The organism is Bordetella genomosp. 10, assembly GCF_002261225.1.
GTDB lineage: Bacteria > Pseudomonadota > Gammaproteobacteria > Burkholderiales > Burkholderiaceae_B > Bordetella_C.
The window spans coordinates 308,520-325,974 of the sequence record NZ_NEVM01000001.1; the positions used below are offsets into that span (position 1 = coordinate 308,520).

The following is a 17,455-nucleotide window of genomic DNA, read 5'->3' on the forward strand; positions in this document are numbered from 1 at the left end:
GCCTCCGGGAGTTGGGATGGACGGGCGCCGGGACGGCTTATTTCCGCGCCCGCGCGGCGCCGTCGGGGGCTTCGATGCCGATGCGCTCGCGCATCTCCAGCCACCAGCCATAGGAAGGCGGCCACAGGGCCCAGCCCGGGTCCGCGCCCAGCGCCTGGGCGGCATGCAAGGCCCAATGCGGGTCGACCAGCGCTTCGCGGCCGATGGCGACGAGGTCGGCCTGGCCCTTGCGCAGGATCCCCTCGGCCTGCGGACCGTCGAGTATGGTCCCCACCGCCATCGTGGGCACCCCGGTCGCCGATCGTATGGCTTCGGCGTGGGGCACCTGGTAGCCGCGCGGCAGCTTGTGGCGCCGCTTGGCGTAGTCCATCATCGAGTTCTCCGCGCGGATGCCGCCGGAGGAACAATCGATCAGGTCCACGCCGCGGGCATGCAGTTCGCGCGTCAGGACGATGCTGTCCTCTATCGTCCAGCCGTCGGTCCGCGTATCGAGGTCCTTGCGCCAGTCGACGCAGGACAGGCGGAAGAAGATGGGCTTGCCGGCGGGCCAGTTGCGGCGCAGTTCCTCGGCGATTTCGAGGACGATGCGCATGCGTCCCGCCCGGTCGCCGCCGTAGCCGTCGTCGCGCAGATTGGCCACCGGCGACAGGAAGGAATGCAGCAGGTAGCCGTGGGCGGCATGGATGTCGATGAGGTCGAAGCCGGCCGCCTCCGCGCGCCGGGCGCCCGCGCCGTAGGCCCGCACCAGGGTGGCGATCTCGTCGACGCCGAGCGCCCGCGGCCGATGCCAGTGGCTCAAGGTCCGGCCCTCGCACGAGCTGACCGGCTGCCATGGCGCCTCGCCGCGCGCCGCTTCGGCCTCGCCCAGCGGGCCCAGGCCCTCCCAGGGACGCTGTCGCGCGGACTTCGGGCCGGCATGATGCAGTTGCGCCGCCGCCAGGACCCCTTCGCCATGCAGGAAGTCCACCAGCCGCTTCTGGCCCGGGATGTGCGCGTCCGACCAGATGCCGAGGTCGCCGTAGGTGTTGCGGCCTATCGGGTCGACGATGAGCCCTTCGGTCATCACCGTGCCGGCGCCGCCCACGGCATACTTCGCCAGGTGCTGGAAGTGCCAGTCGGTGGCCATGCCCTCGGCCGTCGCCTTGTACATCTGCATGGGCGCGATGACGATGCGGTTGGGAAAGGTGACGTCGCGCAGCGTGAAGGGACTGAACAGCAGGGTCTGGTTGCGGCCTTGCTCCTGCCCCTTGTCCTGCGCATTGTCCTGCGCATTGGCGGATGGCTTGTTCATCGTGTCGTCTCCCGGTCAGGCGGATGCCAGTTCACGCGGGCGCGCGACCGCGGGTAGTTCGGTGAAGCGGCGCGCGATCTCGTCGAAGCATTCGTAGATGTCGCTGCCGTCGTCCTCGCCGGCGGGCGGCGCATTGCCCACCGCGCGGAAGATCTGGTGCTTGATGAAGTAGCGCCAGGACACGGGCAATTGCGCCAGCAGGGCCGTCAGTGCCGCATAGCGCGCATGCGTCCAGACCTTTTCGTATTCGACGCGGGACGCGCTGTGGCCGAAGGTGGCCGGGGGAACCGGCTCGCGGATGCGCGAGGCCCGCAGCGCCTCGGTGGCGGCGTGGTCCACCACGAGGTCGGACCCCAGGACCACGCCATAGTCTTCCCGCGCGCTGGTTCGCGAAATGAAGCCGCGCGCCACGTCCTGCCGGACCAGGTCCGCCGGGCGCAGCAGCGGGTCGCCGTAGCCGCCGGCGCCGGGCCCCTGGATCAGGATGACGTCGCCGGGATCGCAATTCACGATGTCTATCGAACCCAGTTCCACGCATTGCGGCGTGTCGGGGTTGCGGGCGAAGCGCGACGGCTTGCCGGCCTTGCCGCCCGCCAGGCCCCAGGCCGCGAAGCGCGACCGGTCGCGATTGCGCGCCGTCACCATGGACTGCGGCGCGAAGAGCTGGAACTCCATTTCGAGTCCCGAGCCCCCGCGGTATCGGCCGGGGCCGCCGGAATCCTGCACCAGACCGTAGCGGCGTATGCGTATGGGCACCTCGGCCTCGTTGATTTCCACCGGGGTGTTCTTCAGGTAGGACATGTTGGCGCCGCAACCCTCGGCGCCGTCGCGCAGCGGACCGCCGCCGGCGCCGCCCGCCACCGGCCCGATGGAGGCCATGACCGGACGGCCGTCGCGCGTCGAGGTCTTGACGTTCATGATGGACATGCCGCTGCCGGGCGACGCGGGCATACGGTCCGGCACCACGCGGCAGAACGCGCCGATCGTCGCGACCTGGGACAGGTTGCACATCAGGCTACGCATGCCCACGGCGGCGGGCTTGACCGCGTTCATGACCGTTCCTTCGGGAAGGACGGCGCGCACCGGGCGCATCAGGCCGGCGTTCAAGGTAATGGTGGGATCCAGGCAGTACAGCGCATAGACCGCGCCCACCATGGCCAGCGAATGGCGTTCGTTGCCGCCGGTGGGCACGTTCATGGACGAGACCAGTTGCGGATCGCTGCCGGTGTAGTCCAGGGTCATCGTGTCGCCATGGATTTTCAGCGTCACGCAGACGCGCACCGGATAGCCGTTGGCCTGGTCCTCGTCGGCGTAGTCGGCGAAGAAGTACTCGCCGTCGGGCAGGCCGCGGATGACGCTGCGGGCCTGGGCGTCGGCATAGTCCAGCAGTTGCGACATGCCGGCGCGGAAGGCTTCCTTGCCGAAGCGCCCGATGACTTCGTGGATCTTGCGTTCGCCGACGTTGGCGCAGGCGATCTGCGCGTTCAGGTCGCCCCAGTTCTGCTCGGGCAGCCGCACGTTGGTGTTGATGATCTGCAGCAGGTCTTCATTGAGCTTGCCGTCGCGCATGAGCCGCATGGGCGGAATGCGCAGGCCTTCCTGGTAGCACTCGGTCAGGCTGCGCGACAGCGAGGCGGGCACGGCGCCGCCGACGTCGGTGTTGTGCACATGGTTGCCGACGAAGCACATCAGCTCGCCTTCCCAGAAGACCGGCTTCCACATGTGCAGGTCGGGGGCGTGGGTGGCGACGAAGCCGGAGTAGGGATCGGACACCACGCAGATGTCCCCTTCGCGGTAATCGAAGCGGTCGATGACGCCGCTGTAGTCCAGGCCCGTGTACCACGTCGCGCCGAAGGTCTTGGGCGAGGCCACGGTCAGGCCCTGGGCGGTCATCACCTGGCAGGAGAAATCCTCGGTCTCTTTCACGAAGGTGGAGTAGGCCGTGCGCATCAACGTCCAGCCCATGCTTTCGGCGACGGCGGCGCAGTAGTTGGCCAGGACCTGCAATGTCATATTGGTGTGCTTCACGCTTGCTCCCCTTCGGTAATGCGGAGATTGCCGTACGCGTCCACGCGGGCGGCGTAGCCGGGCGGGACGACGGTCGTGCAGTCTTCCTGCGCGACGATGGCCGGCCCGCCGAAGTATTGGCCGGGCTTGAGGTCGGCGCGCCAGTAATGCGCCGCGTCGTGCGGGGCGCCGTCCATCCATACCCGCACGTGGCCCTTGGGCGTGGCGGCGCTGCGGTCCAGCGCCAGGCGCGGGAATTCGGGCTTGATGGTCTTGCCCGAGATGACCAGCCGGATGCTGATGACCTGCACGGCGGCCTCGGGATCGGCGTGGCCGTAGAGGCGCTTGTGTTCCTGGTGGAATGCGTCGATCAGCGCCTGCATGTCGCCGCGGCGGATGGCGTCGACGTCCAGGCGCGTGTCTATCTCGAAACTCTGTCCGCGATAGCGCATCTCGGCAGAGGGAATCAGTTCGTAGTCGCCGCGATAGCCCTGGCCCTCGCGCAGCCAGTGGACGGCCCGCGCTTCCAGCGCGTCGAACTCTTCGGCGATGCGCGCCATGGAGGCCGGCGCCGCGTCCACGTAGACGGTGGAGAGAAAATCGTTCTTGACGTCGGCGATGAGGCCGCCCAGCGCCGACAGCACGCCCGGCGTGGTCGGGATCACGACTTCCTTCATGCGCAGTTCCCGCGCCAGGAAGCAGGCCAGCATCGGTCCGGCGCCGCCGAACCCGAGCAGGGAGAACTCGCGCGGGTCTATGCCGAACCGGGAAATCAGCGCCGAGGTATCGGTGTACATGCCGGAGACGGCGATATTGACGATGGCCTCGGCGGTTTCCTCGACGCTGCTCTTCAACTTCTCCGCCAGTTCGCCGACGACGCGGCGCGAGGCTTCGCGGTCGACCTTGACCGCGTTGTAGCCCAGGTCGGAATGGCCGATGGCGCCCATGGCGACGAAGGCGTCCGTGATGGTGGCGCGCGTGCCGCCCCGGCCGTAGCAGGCGGGGCCCGGGGTGGATCCGGCGCTTTCGGGGCCGACGCGCAACACGTTCTGGCCGTCCACCCAGGCGATGGAGCCGCCGCCTTCGCCGATGGAGCTGACCGAGACCGACGGGATATAGATCTGGAATTCGCCGATCAGCTCGCCCACGCCGTATTGGGGCGCGCCGTCGATGATGATGGCCACGTCGGCGCTGGTGCCGCCGATGTCCAGGCTCATGCAGCGGTCGATGCCGGCGACCTTGGCGACATAGGCCGCGCCGATCACGCCGGAGGCCGTTCCCGACAGGATCATCTGCACGCAGTCCTGCTTGCCCTGCTCGGCCGTCATCACGCCGCCGTTGGACTTGGTCAGGCGGGGCTCGCCGCGCACGCCGGCCTCGGCCAGGGCCTTCTGCAGGGATCCCAGATATTGGGCCACGCGTGGCTGCACATAGCCGCCGATCACCGTGGTCACCGTGCGTTCGTATTCCCGGATAATGGGCCAGGTCACGCTGGAGCAGAACACGGACATGCCGGGGGCCACCGAGAGGATCACGTCCTTGACGCGCATCTCGTGCGCCGGATTGCGGTAGGAATGCAGCAGCGAGACCACGATGCCGTCGGCCTTCGCCGCCTGCGCGGCCTTGACCGCGGCCTTCACGGCATCCTCGTCCAGCGGCTCCAGCTCCTCGCCCGCGGCGTCCAGGCGGCCCGGGATGCCGAACACCATGTCCCGGGGAATCAGCGGCTCGGGACGCTTGGAAAGCAGGTTGTACATATCGGCGATCTTCAGGCGGCCGATCTCCAGCACGTCGCGAAAGCCTTCCGTGGCGAACAGCGCCAGCTTCAGGCCCTTGCGCTGGATGACGGTGTTGATGCCCACCGTGGTGCCATGCGTGAAGTAGGAGATATCGCGCGGCTTGATGCCGTAGCGCTCCTCGGCCAGGGCGATGCCGGTCATCACCTCGGCGCCCGGCTGGTCCGGGCGGGAGAAGGTCTTCAGGCTCTTCAGTGTCTGCGTCTCTTCGTCGAACAGGGCGAAGTCCGTGAAGGAGCCGCCGATGTCGACGCCTATGCGATATGCCATCTTGCATTCCTCATTCGGTGGAGCAGCCCGGGAACGGGTTATCCGGACGTGCGATGTAACGGCGCCCATGCCGGCGTCCATGCCGGCGGACAGCGCGCGGCGCCTTGCGCCGGCGCCGCGGTCAGCGTCCGATCTGCTTGTTCCAGGCTTCCACCCACTGGTTCTGGAGCTTGTTGATCTCCACGAACGGCGGGAAGGCCAGTTGGTCGAACTTGGTGATTTCGTGCTCGACGGCCGGATCGAATTTCGCCTTGGAATTGCCCACGCCGTAGCGGATGCTGCTGCCGAAGCAGCCCTGGGCTTCGGCGCTCATGGTGAAGTTGGCGAACTCCATGGCCAGCGGGCGGGCGTTCTTGATGACCTGGGTCCAGGTCATGGCGGCCACCGCGCCGGGCGCCGGGCTGATATAGCCGAAATTGTCCTTGTTGCCGTCGTCGATGAAGGCCCAGGCGCGGCCGTCCCAATACATGGCCAGGTCGAACTCGCCGCTTTTCAGGCCGTTGAGCACCTGGTTGGGATCGGTCCAGAACTCCAGGTTCCCGCTCTTCTGCATCTTCTTGATGATGTCCAGGCCGGGCTGGATGTTGTGCTCGTCGCCGCCTTCGAGCTTGGCGAAGTTCCAGATATTGACGCTGGTGGATCCCGGGTAGTTGATGGACGGCATGGCCGCCGTCCAGTCGCCGGCCAGCGTGCCCTTGATGAAGTCCTGCCAGGACTTGGGCGGGTTCTTTACCGTCTTCTTGTTGTAGATGATGCCCATGGAGCCGTAGTTGTGCACCACGCCGTAGCCCTTGCCTATGTCGGCGAAATAAGGGGTGAGGTCTTTGACGTTGGGCGCGTTCTCCGGGGTAATCTTCTGGGCCATGCCGCGCTGGGCTACGTCGAAGGCATAGTCCGAAGGGATGAATATCACGTCGAAGGGCGGATGCTCGGGGCTGGCGGCGATCTGGTTGATCCATTGCACGGGTGTGCCCAGGACCACGTCCACCTTCTTGCCCGTGGCCTTTTCGAAGGCCGCGATGTCGCATTGGCGGAGGCTTTGTTCCCATTGGCCGCCGAACGCGGCGACCGTCAGGTCGGCCGCTGGCGCCGTGTGGGACAGCGTGGCGAGAAGAACGCCGGAAACTACGTACCCAACTCGTTTCGTGTGCATGAGCGACCCCCTGGGAACTGTTGTGACGCGGCTAAAATAATTTCACTGATTAAAAGAACGAGCAAGATTTTTTTAGTGGATTTCGGACTTCCGAGGGTAAACGAGAGGTGGGGGCATATCGGAATCCGGGCCAGAATGCGCTGGGAATCGCTATGGATAGATATCAATCAATTGAAAATAAAGGACAATTGGATGCCTTTCTGGTGCGTCGCAAAAAATCCGGTCCATGGCCGCGGCAGCTTGAAGGACCTTGTGATGGAGTCTGATAATTTCAATGAAAACCCGATTGAATTTCAATGGGCGCCATTGTTAAAATCCTCGCCCGCTACTCTGGGCGCCAGAGGTACCGTGTTGGATGGCTCGAACGGTGTCGCGCAATTCAAGCGGAGGACGCAGTCATCAGAGGAGAGGATGTGATGGATAACGAGAACATCGTGGCGCCCGAGGAAGCCGTCAGGGAGGCCACGAAGGAAGGCCCGTCGGGAGCGGGCAAGGGCGTGGGCGCGATCTTGCGCCGCCTGCGCATGGAGAAGGGTTGGACGCTGCAGGAACTGGCGCGCGCCTCGGGCGTTTCCGTGGGCATGATCAGCCAGATCGAGCGTGACCTGGCCAATCCGTCGGTGCGCGTGCTGACCGCCATCCGGCAAGCCCTCGGCGCGCCCGTGCCCGCCGTGTTCAGCGAAGTGGCGCCCTCGCGCGCAGGCGGGGAATCCGGGGATCCGGCATTCGTGCGGCGGGCGTCGCAGCGGCCTTTCCTGGAACTGGGTTCCGTGCGCAAGGAGCTGCTGACGTCCAGCGGACATCACCATCTGCAGATGATGATCCTGCACATCGAGCCCGGCGGGCATTCCGGCAAGACGGCCTTGAGCTATCCCGCGGAAAAAGGCGGCATGGTGCTGTCCGGCGAGCTGCTGCTCAAGGTCGACGGGCGCGAGGCGCGCTTGAAGGAAGGCGATAGCTTCGTCTTCGACAGCGCGCTGGCGCACAGCTTCAGCAATCCCACGGACAAGCCGACCCAGGTCATGTGGATCATCGGCAGCGTCCAGTTGGACCGCCATCTGTAGCCGTCCAGGCTATACCGCTAAGCCATATCACTTTGATCTGGCTCGTTTCTTGCCGAAATTGAAGACGCACAGGCGGTTGAGCCTGGCCAATTCCGCGAGCACGATCTCGCGCAGCGCCGCCAGCGCGGTGCTGGGGGCGCCCTCGATGCGGGTCGCCATCATCAGGTGGCGGTTCAACTGGACGCCGGACACCTCGGTGAGCGTGACGCTGGCGGCGCTGCGCGGCTCCTTGAACACCGACACCGGCATCAGCGTGCACCAGTCGCCCTCGTGCACCAGTTCGCGGATGGCGTCGACCGAATCGATTTCCGAGTGAATGTTCAGGTGCACGCCCATGGGTTGGAGCTGGCGTTCCACCACGGTGCGGTGCAGCGTGGTCATCAGCAGCGGGATGCGGGACAGTTCGGCCAGCGAAATGATGGGATCCATCTTCATGGACTTCGGCGTGGCCAGCGCGAACGGTTCGCCCACCAGCGGATGCAGCGCGAGCGGACGGCCCGCGCTGGCGCCCATGCTGGTGATGATGGCCATGTCCAGCATGCCTTTCTCCAGCATGTCCAGCAGTTCGGGCGTAAAGGCCTCGCGCACGACCAGTTGCATCCGGTCCAGCGTGCGGTGGCAGCGCTCGAACAGGCCGGGCACCAGCACGCGCGACAGGGTGGGGGACACGCCGAGGACCACGCGGCTTTCGCCGCTTTCCGCCGGCCCGGCCAACTGGCGCTTCACGCGCTGGGCCTCGTCCAGCATGCGCTGCGCGGCCTCGTAGAGCGTCACGCCGGCCTGGGTCAGGCGCACGCCGCGCGCGGTGCGCTGCAGCAGGGGCACGCCCATCTCTTCTTCCAGCGCGTGCATTTGCCGGCTGAGCGCCGGCTGCGCGATCGCGATGGCCTCGGCGGCGGCCGTCAGGCTGCCCGCGTCGGCGATCGCCACGAAGTATTTCAAGGTACGGAGGTTCACTGCCGCTCGCCTTAAAGGTCCATCGCAGAATGATATACCTGCCTGCCCATTCGGCATTGGACGCTGGCGGCGCCGGGTGTCTAGACTTTCAGGATTCGTGACCGCTGGCGGCGGGTCCGCCGCGCCACATATCCTGAATATTGACGAGGAGCACGCAGCATGACCCCCACCGCGCAAGCCCAGGCCCCGGCGCAGGCCGGCCTCAACAAGCCCCAGATCTTCCATCCGGACCAGATGAAGGCTTACGAGCGCGGCGGCGGCGCCCGCACCATTCCGCTGGCCAGCGCCTCCAAGGGCGCGGAAGCCTTCATCAACGGCATTACCGAATTCGGGCCCGGCGCCAGGATTCCCTTCCACTATCACAACTGTGAAGAGAGCGTCATGCTGCTGGAGGGCGACGCCATGTTCGACATCGACGGACAGGAATTCCACCTCAAGCCCATGGACACCACCTGGATCCCGGCCGGCGTCCCGCACCGCTTCCGCAACCTGTCGGAGACCGAGGGAATGAAAATCCTGTGGATCTACGGCTCGGTCAACGCGACCCGCACCTTGGTGGAGACCGGCGAAACGCGGCCGATCACGGCGGAGCACAAGGGCTGACGAGGAGGACGCCAGGCCGGTAGCGCATACCGGCTGCGGCGCAGGCCTTCGGCGCGTCGCCGCGCTACTTTACCGTCTGGATAACCTCGAAACCCTCGAATTCGGGGTGACCGAGATAGAGCGACCGGGTCCCGCCGCCGGCATTGCGATGCGCGGCGCGGAATGCCTCGGACCGCGTCCAGCCTTCGAAGGAGGCCTGGTCGGCCCAGACCGTGTGGCTCGAATACAGGACATGGTCCTCCTTCTTCGGGCCTCTCAGCAGATGGAACTCGACAAAACCGGGCACTTCCTTCAGGTGCGTATCCCGGTTCGTCCACAGTTGCTCGAACTCGAGCTCGGCGCCCGGGGCTACCTTGAAACGGTTCATGGCGATGTACATGGCGGGTGATCCTTGTCGAAACATGATGGCTACGCCACTGTACCCGACTGGGGCCGCCGGCCGCATCGCCATGGGTTCCACTTAAGGGGACTTCAATATATCTGAACTTGCGCCGCTCGAACGTCGCTACAGTGACTCGATCAAGCTGCCAGGAAGAGGATATCAAATGAGTGTCGAAGGCCGCATCGCCATAGTCACGGGCTCGTCGGGAGGCATCGGCGCGGCAACCGCGCGCGCATTGTCGGAAGCGGGGGCGACGGTTGTCGGCGTGGATGTCCGGGAACCGGCCGGCAAGGCGATGCGGTGCGCGGCGTTCCACCTCGCCGACGTCCGCATTCCGAAGACCTTCAGGGATGTCGTTTCGTCCGTTCTCGAACATCACCATCGCATAGACCTGCTCGTCAATGTCGCCGGCGTCGGATCCACGGGGCCGTCGGAGGGAATCAGCGAGGCCGAGTGGGATCGCGTGCTGGAAATCAATCTCAAGGGGACGTTCTTCTGTTGCCAAGCCGTAATCCCCGGCATGAAAAAACAAGGCGGCGGCAGCATCGTCAACATCGGTTCCGTCGTCGGCAAGAACGGCGGCAATGCGCGTTGCTGGATCGATCCCGATGAACAGTCGGGGGTATCGAACGCGGCGTACGGCGCCGCAAAAGCGGGCGTGCATCTGCTGACTGCCTACCTGGCCCGCGAACTGGCAGCAAGCCGGATAAGAGTCAACGCCGTTGCGCCCGGGCCCATCGCGACCCCCATGACGACGGTTTTCCCGGAGGCGCTTCGCTCCCTGATCCCGGTGGGAAGAATGGGCCAGCTCGACGACGTGGCAAATGCGGTGCTGTTTCTGGCCGACGGCAGGAATAGCTTCATCACCGGCGAAGTCCTGGATGTCAACGGAGGCATATGGTGTGACTGACCGGCAGCAGAACGTCGAGTGACGCGTGACGAACGACGTGCTTGAAATAAAACCAAAGAACGAGAGGAGCGGACATGAAAATCTGGTACCAGAGTTTGACTCGAAAGGATCGCTGGCAGGGCTATAACGTCGCCCTGCAGGCGTTACTCGACGCGGCCAAGGAGCCCGACACGACGATAGAAATCCACTGCGTAGAAAAGCGCGGCGGTATCGGAGACCAATTTCATTACCTTGAGTCCATTGAGGCGCAAGAGGTTCTGGAAAATGTCGAGCGCGCGGGCCGTGAGGGTTTCGATGCCTTCGTGATCGGCAACATCGGCGACCCCGGGCTGCGCGAGGCGCGGGAAATCGCCGCATTTCCCGTTTTCGGCCTTTGCGAGACATCGGTTCATCTGGCCGCGATGATGGGCGGCAACTTCGCCCTGGTGACGGGCAACGAAAAACATGGCGCGCGTATCGTCGACAATATCGGCCGCTATGGCCTGCGCGAGAAGCTGCATAGCGTCCGCACGATGTCGGTGGAGCGGTTGGTCGATCTCGAATCCGGCTTCGGCAATACCGCGGCGCGGGAGGCCCTGGTCAACACATTCATCGAGGCCGGCGAAGCCGCCGCGGCGGAGGGCGCGGAGGTAATCATCCCTTCCATCGGCGTATTGATGGTGCTGCTTTCTTCGCAGGGGGTGCACGCCCTGCGGCAGGGGACCGTGCCCGTGCTAAACGGTTCCGCCGCGCTGATAAAGATTGCGGAAAGCGCCGTCAAGCTCAAGAAAATCATGGGCGGCCAATGGACCAGTCGCCGTGCCCATTATGCACAGCCCCCGCTCGATCAGTTGGAAGAACTGCGCGGCGCCTACGGCGACGTATTCCTGACCATGTGAGGTTGCCATGACGACGCGCCGTTGCCGCAGCCGGCGCCGATTGATCCTCGGTGCGGCCGGAAGCCTTGCTCTCCTGGCGCTGCCGACACGGTCAGGCGCCCAATCCAATTATCCGGATCATCCTATCCAATTGATCGTGCCTTATGGCGCGGGGGGCGCCGTCGACATCCTGGCACGCTCCATCGGCGAACTGATGGGCATGCAACTGGGGAAGCCCATCGTCGTCCAGAATCGGCCGGGGGCGGGAAGCAATATCGGATCTCAATTAGTCGCGAGAGCGGCGCCGGACGGCTACACGTTGTTGATGGCATCGCCTGCCAATGCCATCAACCAATATCTGTATCCGAAGATGCCGTACGATGTCTTCAAGGATTTGGAGCCCGTCGGCCTGGCCGCGCAAATCCCCATCGTATTGGTGGCGGCGCCGTCCGTTACGGCCACCACCGTCGCGGACGTGATAAAGCGCGGCAAGGATCGCAAAAACCCGATAACGGTGGCATCGGGAGGCAGTGGTTCGACCGAGCATCTCGCCGCCGAGCTGTTCAAGATGCACACCGGCATCGAATTTACCCATGTCCCCTACCAGGGCGGGGCGGCCGCCTTTCCCGACCTGATGAGCGGGCGCGTCCAATTCATGTTCACCAACCTGCTGGGCGTGCTTCCGCTCATACGCGGCGGAAAGCTGAAAGTCATCGCCGTCGCGGACGATATACGTTCCCCGCTGATTCCGGACGTGCCCACATTATCGGAATCCGGTGTGCAGGGAATGAACGTGTCCGTCTGGTATGGATTCATGGCGCCCAAGGGCGTGCCCGGCGCAGTCGTCCAACGCCTGAACGACGCCATGCGCAAGGCGCTCTCCGATCCGGCGTTGAAGGATCGCTTGCAGCAAAGCGGCGCCCGCATCCTGGCCAAGTCTCCGAAGGATTTCGCCGTTTTCCTGAAAGCGGAATCCACGCGTTGGGGGGACGTCATCCGCACGGCGCATATCAAGCTCGAGTGATGTTCAACCGTAAATCGACGAAGGGCGCTCCTCACGCGAGCCAATCGGATGGTGCTCATCCTTATCGACTTGCGGAACGAGAGCTATGATCGGATTTCAACTCCCCGCGCGAGGTGGCCGGCGTGCATGCGACAGTTGGAATCGGAATCAATTCGCCTCGTTTTGACTTCGCGGATCTATGGCTGTTCGTCTGCGTCGCCCGGAGCGCCAGCCTCACGCTTGCCGCCGAGCGGGCGTGTCTGTCGCTTCCTGCCGCGAGCATGCGTATCAAGCAGCTCGAGACGGCGGTGGGCGCGACGCTGCTCTATCGTCGCCAGCGCGGCACCTCGCTGACGGCCGCGGGCGAATGCTTCCTGAAACATGCCGAACATCTGCTTCGCTACGCCGAAGAGGCTACGGCTGACATGGCCCACTTTGCCGATGGCCGTCGGGGGCATGTAATCATCTGGGCCAATACCACTGCATTCCGGGATTTCCTTCCCTCGGATCTGGTGGGTTTCCTGGCCGATCACCCTGAAATCGATGTCGAGCTTCGCGAACGTCCTAGCGCCGAGATCATTCGCGCGCTGCGCGATGGCACCATAGAGATCGGCATCGTCTCCGAAGCGGCGGATACGGATGGCCTGGAGGCCTTGCCTTACAAGGTGGATGAACTCGTGATGGCCGTGCCCGGGAATCATCCGCTTGCAGCGCGCAAAACGGTTCGCTTTTCCGAGTGCCTGGTATACGACTTCGTCGGGCTCGCGTCGGCCAGCGCCTTACAGACCTATGTCCAGGCAGCCGCCGTCTCCACCGGAAGGCCGTTGAGGCTCAGAATCGAAGTGGCGAGTTTCGACGATCTCGCGCATTTGGTCGGGGCCGGAATCGGCATCGCCGTCTTTCCGATCTCCATCGCCCGCCGGCTGGGCGACGCGATCCGCGTGCTCCAGCTTGACGATCCGTGGTCGATTACGGCGCTGAGGATCTGCCGGAACGGCAGCCGGAATATATCCGGGGCGGCGAACAGATTGGTGGCTTATCTTCAAAGCCGCTCGTCGCTGCCCGGCGGCGGGAAGTTGAAAATGGCCGGCGAAAGGAAGAAGTCGATCTGATGCGCCTGGGCGCAACACGAAGCGCTAGTCCGTGAGTGGCTCGAACGGCGTCCGCGCGCGCGGCTCCAGTTCATCGACGATGCGATGCAGCAGCGCGAACAGGTGCTGGCGTTCCGGCTCGGTCAGGGGCGCCATCTGTTCGGCGTAGGTGGCCTCGGCCATCTTCGCAGTCTGATTCAGGGCGCGCCGGCCCGCGGCCGTCAGGGTCAAGGTGCGCTGGCGGCGGTCTATTTCCGCCTTCTTGCGGGTGATCCAGCCGCGGGCTTCAAGCGCCTGGACGATCTGCGACACGGTGACCTTGTTCATGCCTATGGCCTTGGCCAGGTCGCCCTGGTTGACGCCGTGCAGGTCATGCAAGGCGATCATGACGGAGTACTGGGCCGGCGACAGCGACAGCTTTTCGAAGTTCGCCTCGAAGATGGCGACATAGATCTGGTGGGCGCGCCGCAGCAGGAAGCCGGGCCGCGAGTAAAGCTGGGAGAGTCGTTCGACGTGCTGAGCGGGCATGGATGTGGATAATTGAGGCGCCATGGCGCGGGACGGCGGATTCTTCGCGGTGTCCGGTGCAGGACCCGTCGCCGCGCCGGCTGCCTCGGGCTGTATGAGGGAGGGCGTCAACGGGCCCGCCATCAGGGAGCCCGATGGCCGCTTAGCTCCGCCCCGTCCTGCGCGGACAAGGCCCGGTAGCGGGGCATGGCGGCGCAGGCAAACAGTGCGACCAGGACGAACGCCGCCGAGAAATCCGAATCGGCGGGCGTAGCGCGGGCGCATAGGTTAGCAGACCACTGCACGGCGAGCGCCGACAGGGAGATGCCCAGCATGATGGCCAATTGCCAGGCCATGGTGTTGAGGGTGGTGGCCGAGGCGATTTTCTCGCGGGGCAGATCGGCGTAGGACACCGCGGTCAGGGCATTGAACTGGACTGCCCGGAAGAAGCTGGCCATCGAGACGAAAGCCGTGATGCCGACCAGGCCCCAATGCGGCAGCGAGAAAAGGGCGCAGCCGGCCAAGGCCGCGGCGCACATCAAGCCGTTATAGCAAAGTACGCGGCGGAAACCCCAGCGGCGCAACAGCCGGGTGGTCTGCGTTTTGGTGAAGAACGCGATCGAGCCGCTGATCAGCAGGACGATGCCGCTTTGCAGGGCGGTGTAGCCCAGGCCCAGTTGCAGCATCAGCGGCAACAGGAAAGGCAACGCGCCGTAGCCGACGCGAACCAGGGATCCGCCCCAGAAACCGGCGGCGAAAGTCGGCAAGCGCAGCAGGCGGAAGTCCAGCATGGGCGACGCCAGGCCACGGAAGCGGCGGACGTAGAGCCAGACGCATACTGCGAAGGCCACGGCCAACGCGGCCAGCATGGGCAGGCTGGCGCCATGCCGGGCCCGTTCGATCATCAGGATCAGCAAGGCCAGCGCGGCCCCCGCCAACAGCCATTCGCGCACGTCGAAGGTCAGGTCCGCCCGATGATGCAATTGCGGCATGATGCTGCGCGCGGCCCACAGGCCGGCCAGGCCCACCGGCACATTGATCAGGAATACCCAATGCCAGGACAGATAGGCGGAGAACAGGCCGCCCAGGGGCGGTCCCAGCATCGGGCCCACCATGGCCGGCGTAATGAACCAGGCCAGCGCTTCGACCAGTTGCGCCTTGCTGGTGGTGTGGACGATGGCCGTGCGGCCCACCGGCACCATCATGGCCGCCGCCACGCCCTGCAATGCGCGAAACAGTGCCAGCGTGGCCAGGCTGGGCGCCATGGCGCACAATACCGAGCTCGCGGTGAACAGCCCCACCGCCCAGGAAAACACCGTGCGCGTGCCATGCCGCGCCGCCACCAGTCCGCTCATGGGCACGAACACCAGCGAGCACAGCAGATAGATGGTCATCGTCAGGTTCAAGCTCAGCGGATCGACGCCGAAGTCGCGGGCGATGTCCGGGATGACGGGGCTGATGATGGTGGCGTCCAGTTGCTCCATGAAGTACGCCGAGCCGACCAGGATGGACAGGGGCCGGAAGCTGGTGTCCTTGGCAAGCGTCGCGGCGGCGCCGGCTGGATGAGCGGGGGGAGCGATGGGAGCCGGGTCGCGGGGGGATGAGGACATGTATCTGGAGCCATGGAAAAGAGGAATCGCCCGCCATTTTGCGCGCTTGGGCGACCGCTCAAAAATGACGATAGTAAATAAGCTAACAAATTAATGAGCGTTTGATAGTTAGCCTGCTGACGATACGATGCCTAGCATATCAGTCTGCATCATGGAGCGGGTCATGGCAACTTTCGAACTGGCGACGCCGGAGTGGCTGGCGCGGCACATCGGGCAAGAGGACATCGTCCTGGTCGACACGCGGCCGGTGGCCGAGTATTGGGCCGGGCATATTCCCGGCGCGCGGCATCTGGATCCGTCTCTGTTCTCGGTCCCGCGCACCGATGGTCCTGCGCTGGCACGCCTGCAGGCCGTCCTGACGTGGAGTCTGTCCGCGCTGGGAATCGCGCCGGGATCGCGGGTGGTGGTGGCTGGCGCGCAGAACGAGGTCAACGCCGCCCGGGTGGCGTGGGCGCTGGCGTACGCGGGGGTCGAGCATATCCTCTTGCTGGACGGCGGTGTCGACGCCTGGACGGGCGAGCGGGTGACCGCCGCGCCCGCCGTCACCGCGACACCCTTCACGGCGACGCCGCAGTCCGCTTATCTGGCGACGGCGGAAGAAGTGCTGGCTGCCGTGCGGCAGGCCCAACCCGCTGGCGTGCGCGTCATCGATGCGCGTTCCAGGGAAGAGTTTGCCGGCCAGCGCAGCAACGCCGGCCGCACGGGCCGCGTGCCGGGCGCGCGCTTCTGGGATACGAGCCGGGAACTGGCGGCCGATGGCCGTTTCGCCGCGGCCGCCCAACTGGCTCCCGCTGTCGAGGATGTCGTGGCCGCCGATGAGCGCGCCATCGTCTATTGCGGCGGTGGCGGACGCGCGGCCCGTACCTTCATCGCCCTGCAACTGGCAGGGCATGCCGGCGCCGCGGTCTATCCCGCGTCCTGGAACGAATGGGGCACTTCCGACAAGTTTCCGGTGGAATCCACGGCAGTCTGATCGCCATTCGAGCGCCATCCAGCACCATCCATATAGAGCAAGGGAAGCAAGACATTATGTACGGCATCGTCGTCGACAACGACAGACTCGACCGGATCCAGCCGAAGATTCTGGACATGACCCGCTATCTCGCCAGCGCCTCCGAGGCCGACGGCGTGACGGTGACGCCTTACTCGCCCACGGTGGGCGCGCGCGTGAGCGGGCTGCGCATCGACGGCAATGGCGACGTCGCGCCGGGGGTGCGCAAGCTGCTGTACGGCGCTCTGCTGCGCTATGGCTTCCTGAGCTTCGAACCGGGCACGGTCGGGGTGGAGCACTTCGAACGCCTGGTCTCGCTGTTCGGCAAAGCCAAGTTGATGAACACGCCGTACACGCCCAAGACGGGAAAAAGCGGCGAGCTGAATACCATCGATGCGTCGACCAAGAAAACGCGCATGAACTACATCTGGCATATGGACCAGGTGTTCCAGCCCACCTCGCCACCCTACACGGCGCTGCTGGGCGAGACCATGCCCGCGCTAGGCGGCGATACCTTGTTCGCCAATGCAACAGCGGCTTATGACTTGCTCGATCCGCTGTTGGTGTCCTACCTGGAAACGCTGACGGCGGTTCACGACGCCGATACGATGGGCTATCTGACGCTGGCCTATCACGACCTTGAAGCACGCGCCGAGCAGCGCCGCAAGTATCCGCCCATCGAAGTGCCGTTGATCCGCACGCACCCGGAGACGGGCCGCAAGCAGATCTTCGTCAACGAGCTGTACACGCATCGCATCCTGGGAGTCAGCCGGCGCACCAGTACCGCGTTGTTGGACATCCTGTTCGATGCCCTGAGTTCACCGGAGGTGCAGGCGCGCCATCGTTGGGAGAGCGGCACGGCCTTGATCTGGGACAACCGCACCGTCCAACATCGCGGCGTACCGGATTTCGGCGCGCAGAAGCGAGTCATGCACCGGGCGCTGGTGCTGGCCGGTTGAGATC

The 17,455-nt window shown here is 65.0% G+C and carries 16 protein-coding genes; 8 read left to right on the plus strand and 8 right to left on the minus strand.

Translation table 11 applies throughout. The annotated features are described in order from the left end of the window. Positions 1-37 precede the first annotated feature (37 nt). The 4 genes from CAL29_RS01345 to CAL29_RS01360 all read right to left on the minus strand — a co-directional run bounded on the left by CAL29_RS01345 (position 38) and on the right by CAL29_RS01360 (position 6,517). The gene (locus CAL29_RS01345; RefSeq protein WP_094851212.1) at positions 38-1,291 is read right to left on the minus strand and encodes an oxidoreductase; all 1,254 of its coding nucleotides are present in this window, start codon (positions 1,289-1,291) and stop codon (positions 38-40) included. 15 nt (positions 1,292-1,306) lie between these two features. Beyond that, a complete protein-coding gene (locus CAL29_RS01350; protein WP_444979143.1) occupies positions 1,307-3,319 on the minus strand; it encodes a hydantoinase B/oxoprolinase family protein in 2,013 nt (670 codons plus the stop codon). After that, on the minus strand, positions 3,316-5,364 hold the full coding sequence (locus CAL29_RS01355; protein ID WP_094851213.1) for a hydantoinase/oxoprolinase family protein: 2,049 nt from the start codon (positions 5,362-5,364) through the stop codon (positions 3,316-3,318). The genes CAL29_RS01350 and CAL29_RS01355 overlap by 4 nt, the downstream gene beginning before the upstream one ends. A 121-nt stretch (positions 5,365-5,485) precedes the next feature. Continuing rightward, positions 5,486-6,517 carry an ABC transporter substrate-binding protein gene (locus tag CAL29_RS01360; protein ID WP_094851214.1) on the minus strand — a complete coding sequence of 344 codons (1,032 nt, stop codon included), beginning with the start codon at positions 6,515-6,517 and terminating at the stop codon, positions 5,486-5,488. Between the two features lie 416 nt (positions 6,518-6,933). Between CAL29_RS01360 and CAL29_RS01365 the strand changes: the two genes are divergently transcribed. After that, on the plus strand, positions 6,934-7,581 hold the full coding sequence (locus tag CAL29_RS01365) for a cupin domain-containing protein (protein ID WP_094851215.1): 648 nt from the start codon (positions 6,934-6,936) through the stop codon (positions 7,579-7,581). 27 nt (positions 7,582-7,608) lie between these two features. Here the strand turns inward: CAL29_RS01365 and CAL29_RS01370 are convergent, their stop codons facing one another. Further along, positions 7,609-8,538, minus strand: a complete 930-nt coding sequence (locus tag CAL29_RS01370; protein ID WP_179283866.1) for a LysR family transcriptional regulator — start codon at positions 8,536-8,538, stop codon at positions 7,609-7,611. 159 nt (positions 8,539-8,697) lie between these two features. Here CAL29_RS01370 and CAL29_RS01375 point away from each other — a divergent pair, with 159 nt between their 5' ends. Then, on the plus strand, positions 8,698-9,141 hold the full coding sequence (locus CAL29_RS01375) for a cupin domain-containing protein (RefSeq protein ID WP_094852642.1): 444 nt from the start codon (positions 8,698-8,700) through the stop codon (positions 9,139-9,141). 64 nt (positions 9,142-9,205) lie between these two features. On the opposite strand, the gene CAL29_RS01380 is transcribed toward CAL29_RS01375, so the two are convergent. After that, positions 9,206-9,520 (minus strand): antibiotic biosynthesis monooxygenase family protein, encoded by a 315-nt coding sequence (locus CAL29_RS01380; RefSeq protein ID WP_094851217.1) that lies wholly within the window; start codon positions 9,518-9,520, stop codon positions 9,206-9,208. Between the two features lie 166 nt (positions 9,521-9,686). On the opposite strand from CAL29_RS01380, the gene CAL29_RS01385 reads away from it, so the two are divergent. From CAL29_RS01385 to CAL29_RS01400, 4 genes are all read left to right on the plus strand, one after another. Continuing rightward, positions 9,687-10,433 carry an SDR family NAD(P)-dependent oxidoreductase gene (locus CAL29_RS01385; protein ID WP_218831790.1) on the plus strand — a complete coding sequence of 249 codons (747 nt, stop codon included), beginning with the start codon at positions 9,687-9,689 and terminating at the stop codon, positions 10,431-10,433. Positions 10,434-10,507: 74 nt separating this feature from the next. Continuing rightward, complete coding sequence (locus CAL29_RS01390) at positions 10,508-11,311, plus strand: aspartate/glutamate racemase family protein (protein WP_094851218.1); 804 nt, start codon at positions 10,508-10,510, stop codon at positions 11,309-11,311. A gap of 7 nt (positions 11,312-11,318) precedes the next feature. Next, a complete protein-coding gene (locus tag CAL29_RS01395) occupies positions 11,319-12,314 on the plus strand; it encodes a Bug family tripartite tricarboxylate transporter substrate binding protein (protein ID WP_094851219.1) in 996 nt (331 codons plus the stop codon). Between the two features lie 122 nt (positions 12,315-12,436). Beyond that, on the plus strand, positions 12,437-13,405 hold the full coding sequence (locus tag CAL29_RS01400) for a LysR family transcriptional regulator (protein WP_179283867.1): 969 nt from the start codon (positions 12,437-12,439) through the stop codon (positions 13,403-13,405). A gap of 24 nt (positions 13,406-13,429) precedes the next feature. Here CAL29_RS01400 and CAL29_RS01405 read toward each other — a convergent pair whose 3' ends face one another. Together CAL29_RS01405 and CAL29_RS01410 are read right to left on the minus strand one after the other, a co-directional pair. Beyond that, a complete protein-coding gene (locus tag CAL29_RS01405) occupies positions 13,430-13,912 on the minus strand; it encodes a MarR family winged helix-turn-helix transcriptional regulator (RefSeq protein ID WP_179283868.1) in 483 nt (160 codons plus the stop codon). A gap of 122 nt (positions 13,913-14,034) precedes the next feature. Then, positions 14,035-15,501, minus strand: a complete 1,467-nt coding sequence (locus CAL29_RS01410) for an MFS transporter (RefSeq protein WP_094851222.1) — start codon at positions 15,499-15,501, stop codon at positions 14,035-14,037. Positions 15,502-15,664: 163 nt separating this feature from the next. On the opposite strand from CAL29_RS01410, the gene CAL29_RS01415 reads away from it, so the two are divergent. Both CAL29_RS01415 and CAL29_RS01420 read left to right on the plus strand, forming a co-directional pair. Then, entirely contained in the window at positions 15,665-16,474 is an 810-nt protein-coding gene (locus CAL29_RS01415; protein WP_179283869.1) for a sulfurtransferase, read from the plus strand. A 56-nt stretch (positions 16,475-16,530) separates the two neighbouring features. Beyond that, positions 16,531-17,451, plus strand: coding sequence for a TauD/TfdA dioxygenase family protein (locus CAL29_RS01420; RefSeq protein WP_094851224.1), 921 nt, complete (start codon positions 16,531-16,533; stop codon positions 17,449-17,451). Positions 17,452-17,455 lie beyond the last annotated feature (4 nt).

Coding starts and splice junctions, on each gene's coding strand:
- CAL29_RS01345 (WP_094851212.1), bottom strand. CDS start 1,291: ATGAACAAGCCATCCGCCAATGCGCAGGACAATGCGCAGGACAAGGGG.
- CAL29_RS01355 (WP_094851213.1), bottom strand. CDS start 5,364: ATGGCATATCGCATAGGCGTCGACATCGGCGGCTCCTTCACGGACTTC.
- CAL29_RS01360 (WP_094851214.1), bottom strand. CDS start 6,517: ATGCACACGAAACGAGTTGGGTACGTAGTTTCCGGCGTTCTTCTCGCC.
- CAL29_RS01365 (WP_094851215.1), top strand. CDS start 6,934: ATGGATAACGAGAACATCGTGGCGCCCGAGGAAGCCGTCAGGGAGGCC.
- CAL29_RS01375 (WP_094852642.1), top strand. CDS start 8,698: ATGACCCCCACCGCGCAAGCCCAGGCCCCGGCGCAGGCCGGCCTCAAC.
- CAL29_RS01380 (WP_094851217.1), bottom strand. CDS start 9,520: ATGTACATCGCCATGAACCGTTTCAAGGTAGCCCCGGGCGCCGAGCTC.
- CAL29_RS01385 (WP_218831790.1), top strand. CDS start 9,687: ATGAGTGTCGAAGGCCGCATCGCCATAGTCACGGGCTCGTCGGGAGGC.
- CAL29_RS01390 (WP_094851218.1), top strand. CDS start 10,508: ATGAAAATCTGGTACCAGAGTTTGACTCGAAAGGATCGCTGGCAGGGC.
- CAL29_RS01395 (WP_094851219.1), top strand. CDS start 11,319: ATGACGACGCGCCGTTGCCGCAGCCGGCGCCGATTGATCCTCGGTGCG.
- CAL29_RS01405 (WP_179283868.1), bottom strand. CDS start 13,912: ATGCCCGCTCAGCACGTCGAACGACTCTCCCAGCTTTACTCGCGGCCC.
- CAL29_RS01410 (WP_094851222.1), bottom strand. CDS start 15,501: ATGTCCTCATCCCCCCGCGACCCGGCTCCCATCGCTCCCCCCGCTCAT.
- CAL29_RS01415 (WP_179283869.1), top strand. CDS start 15,665: ATGGCAACTTTCGAACTGGCGACGCCGGAGTGGCTGGCGCGGCACATC.
- CAL29_RS01420 (WP_094851224.1), top strand. CDS start 16,531: ATGTACGGCATCGTCGTCGACAACGACAGACTCGACCGGATCCAGCCG.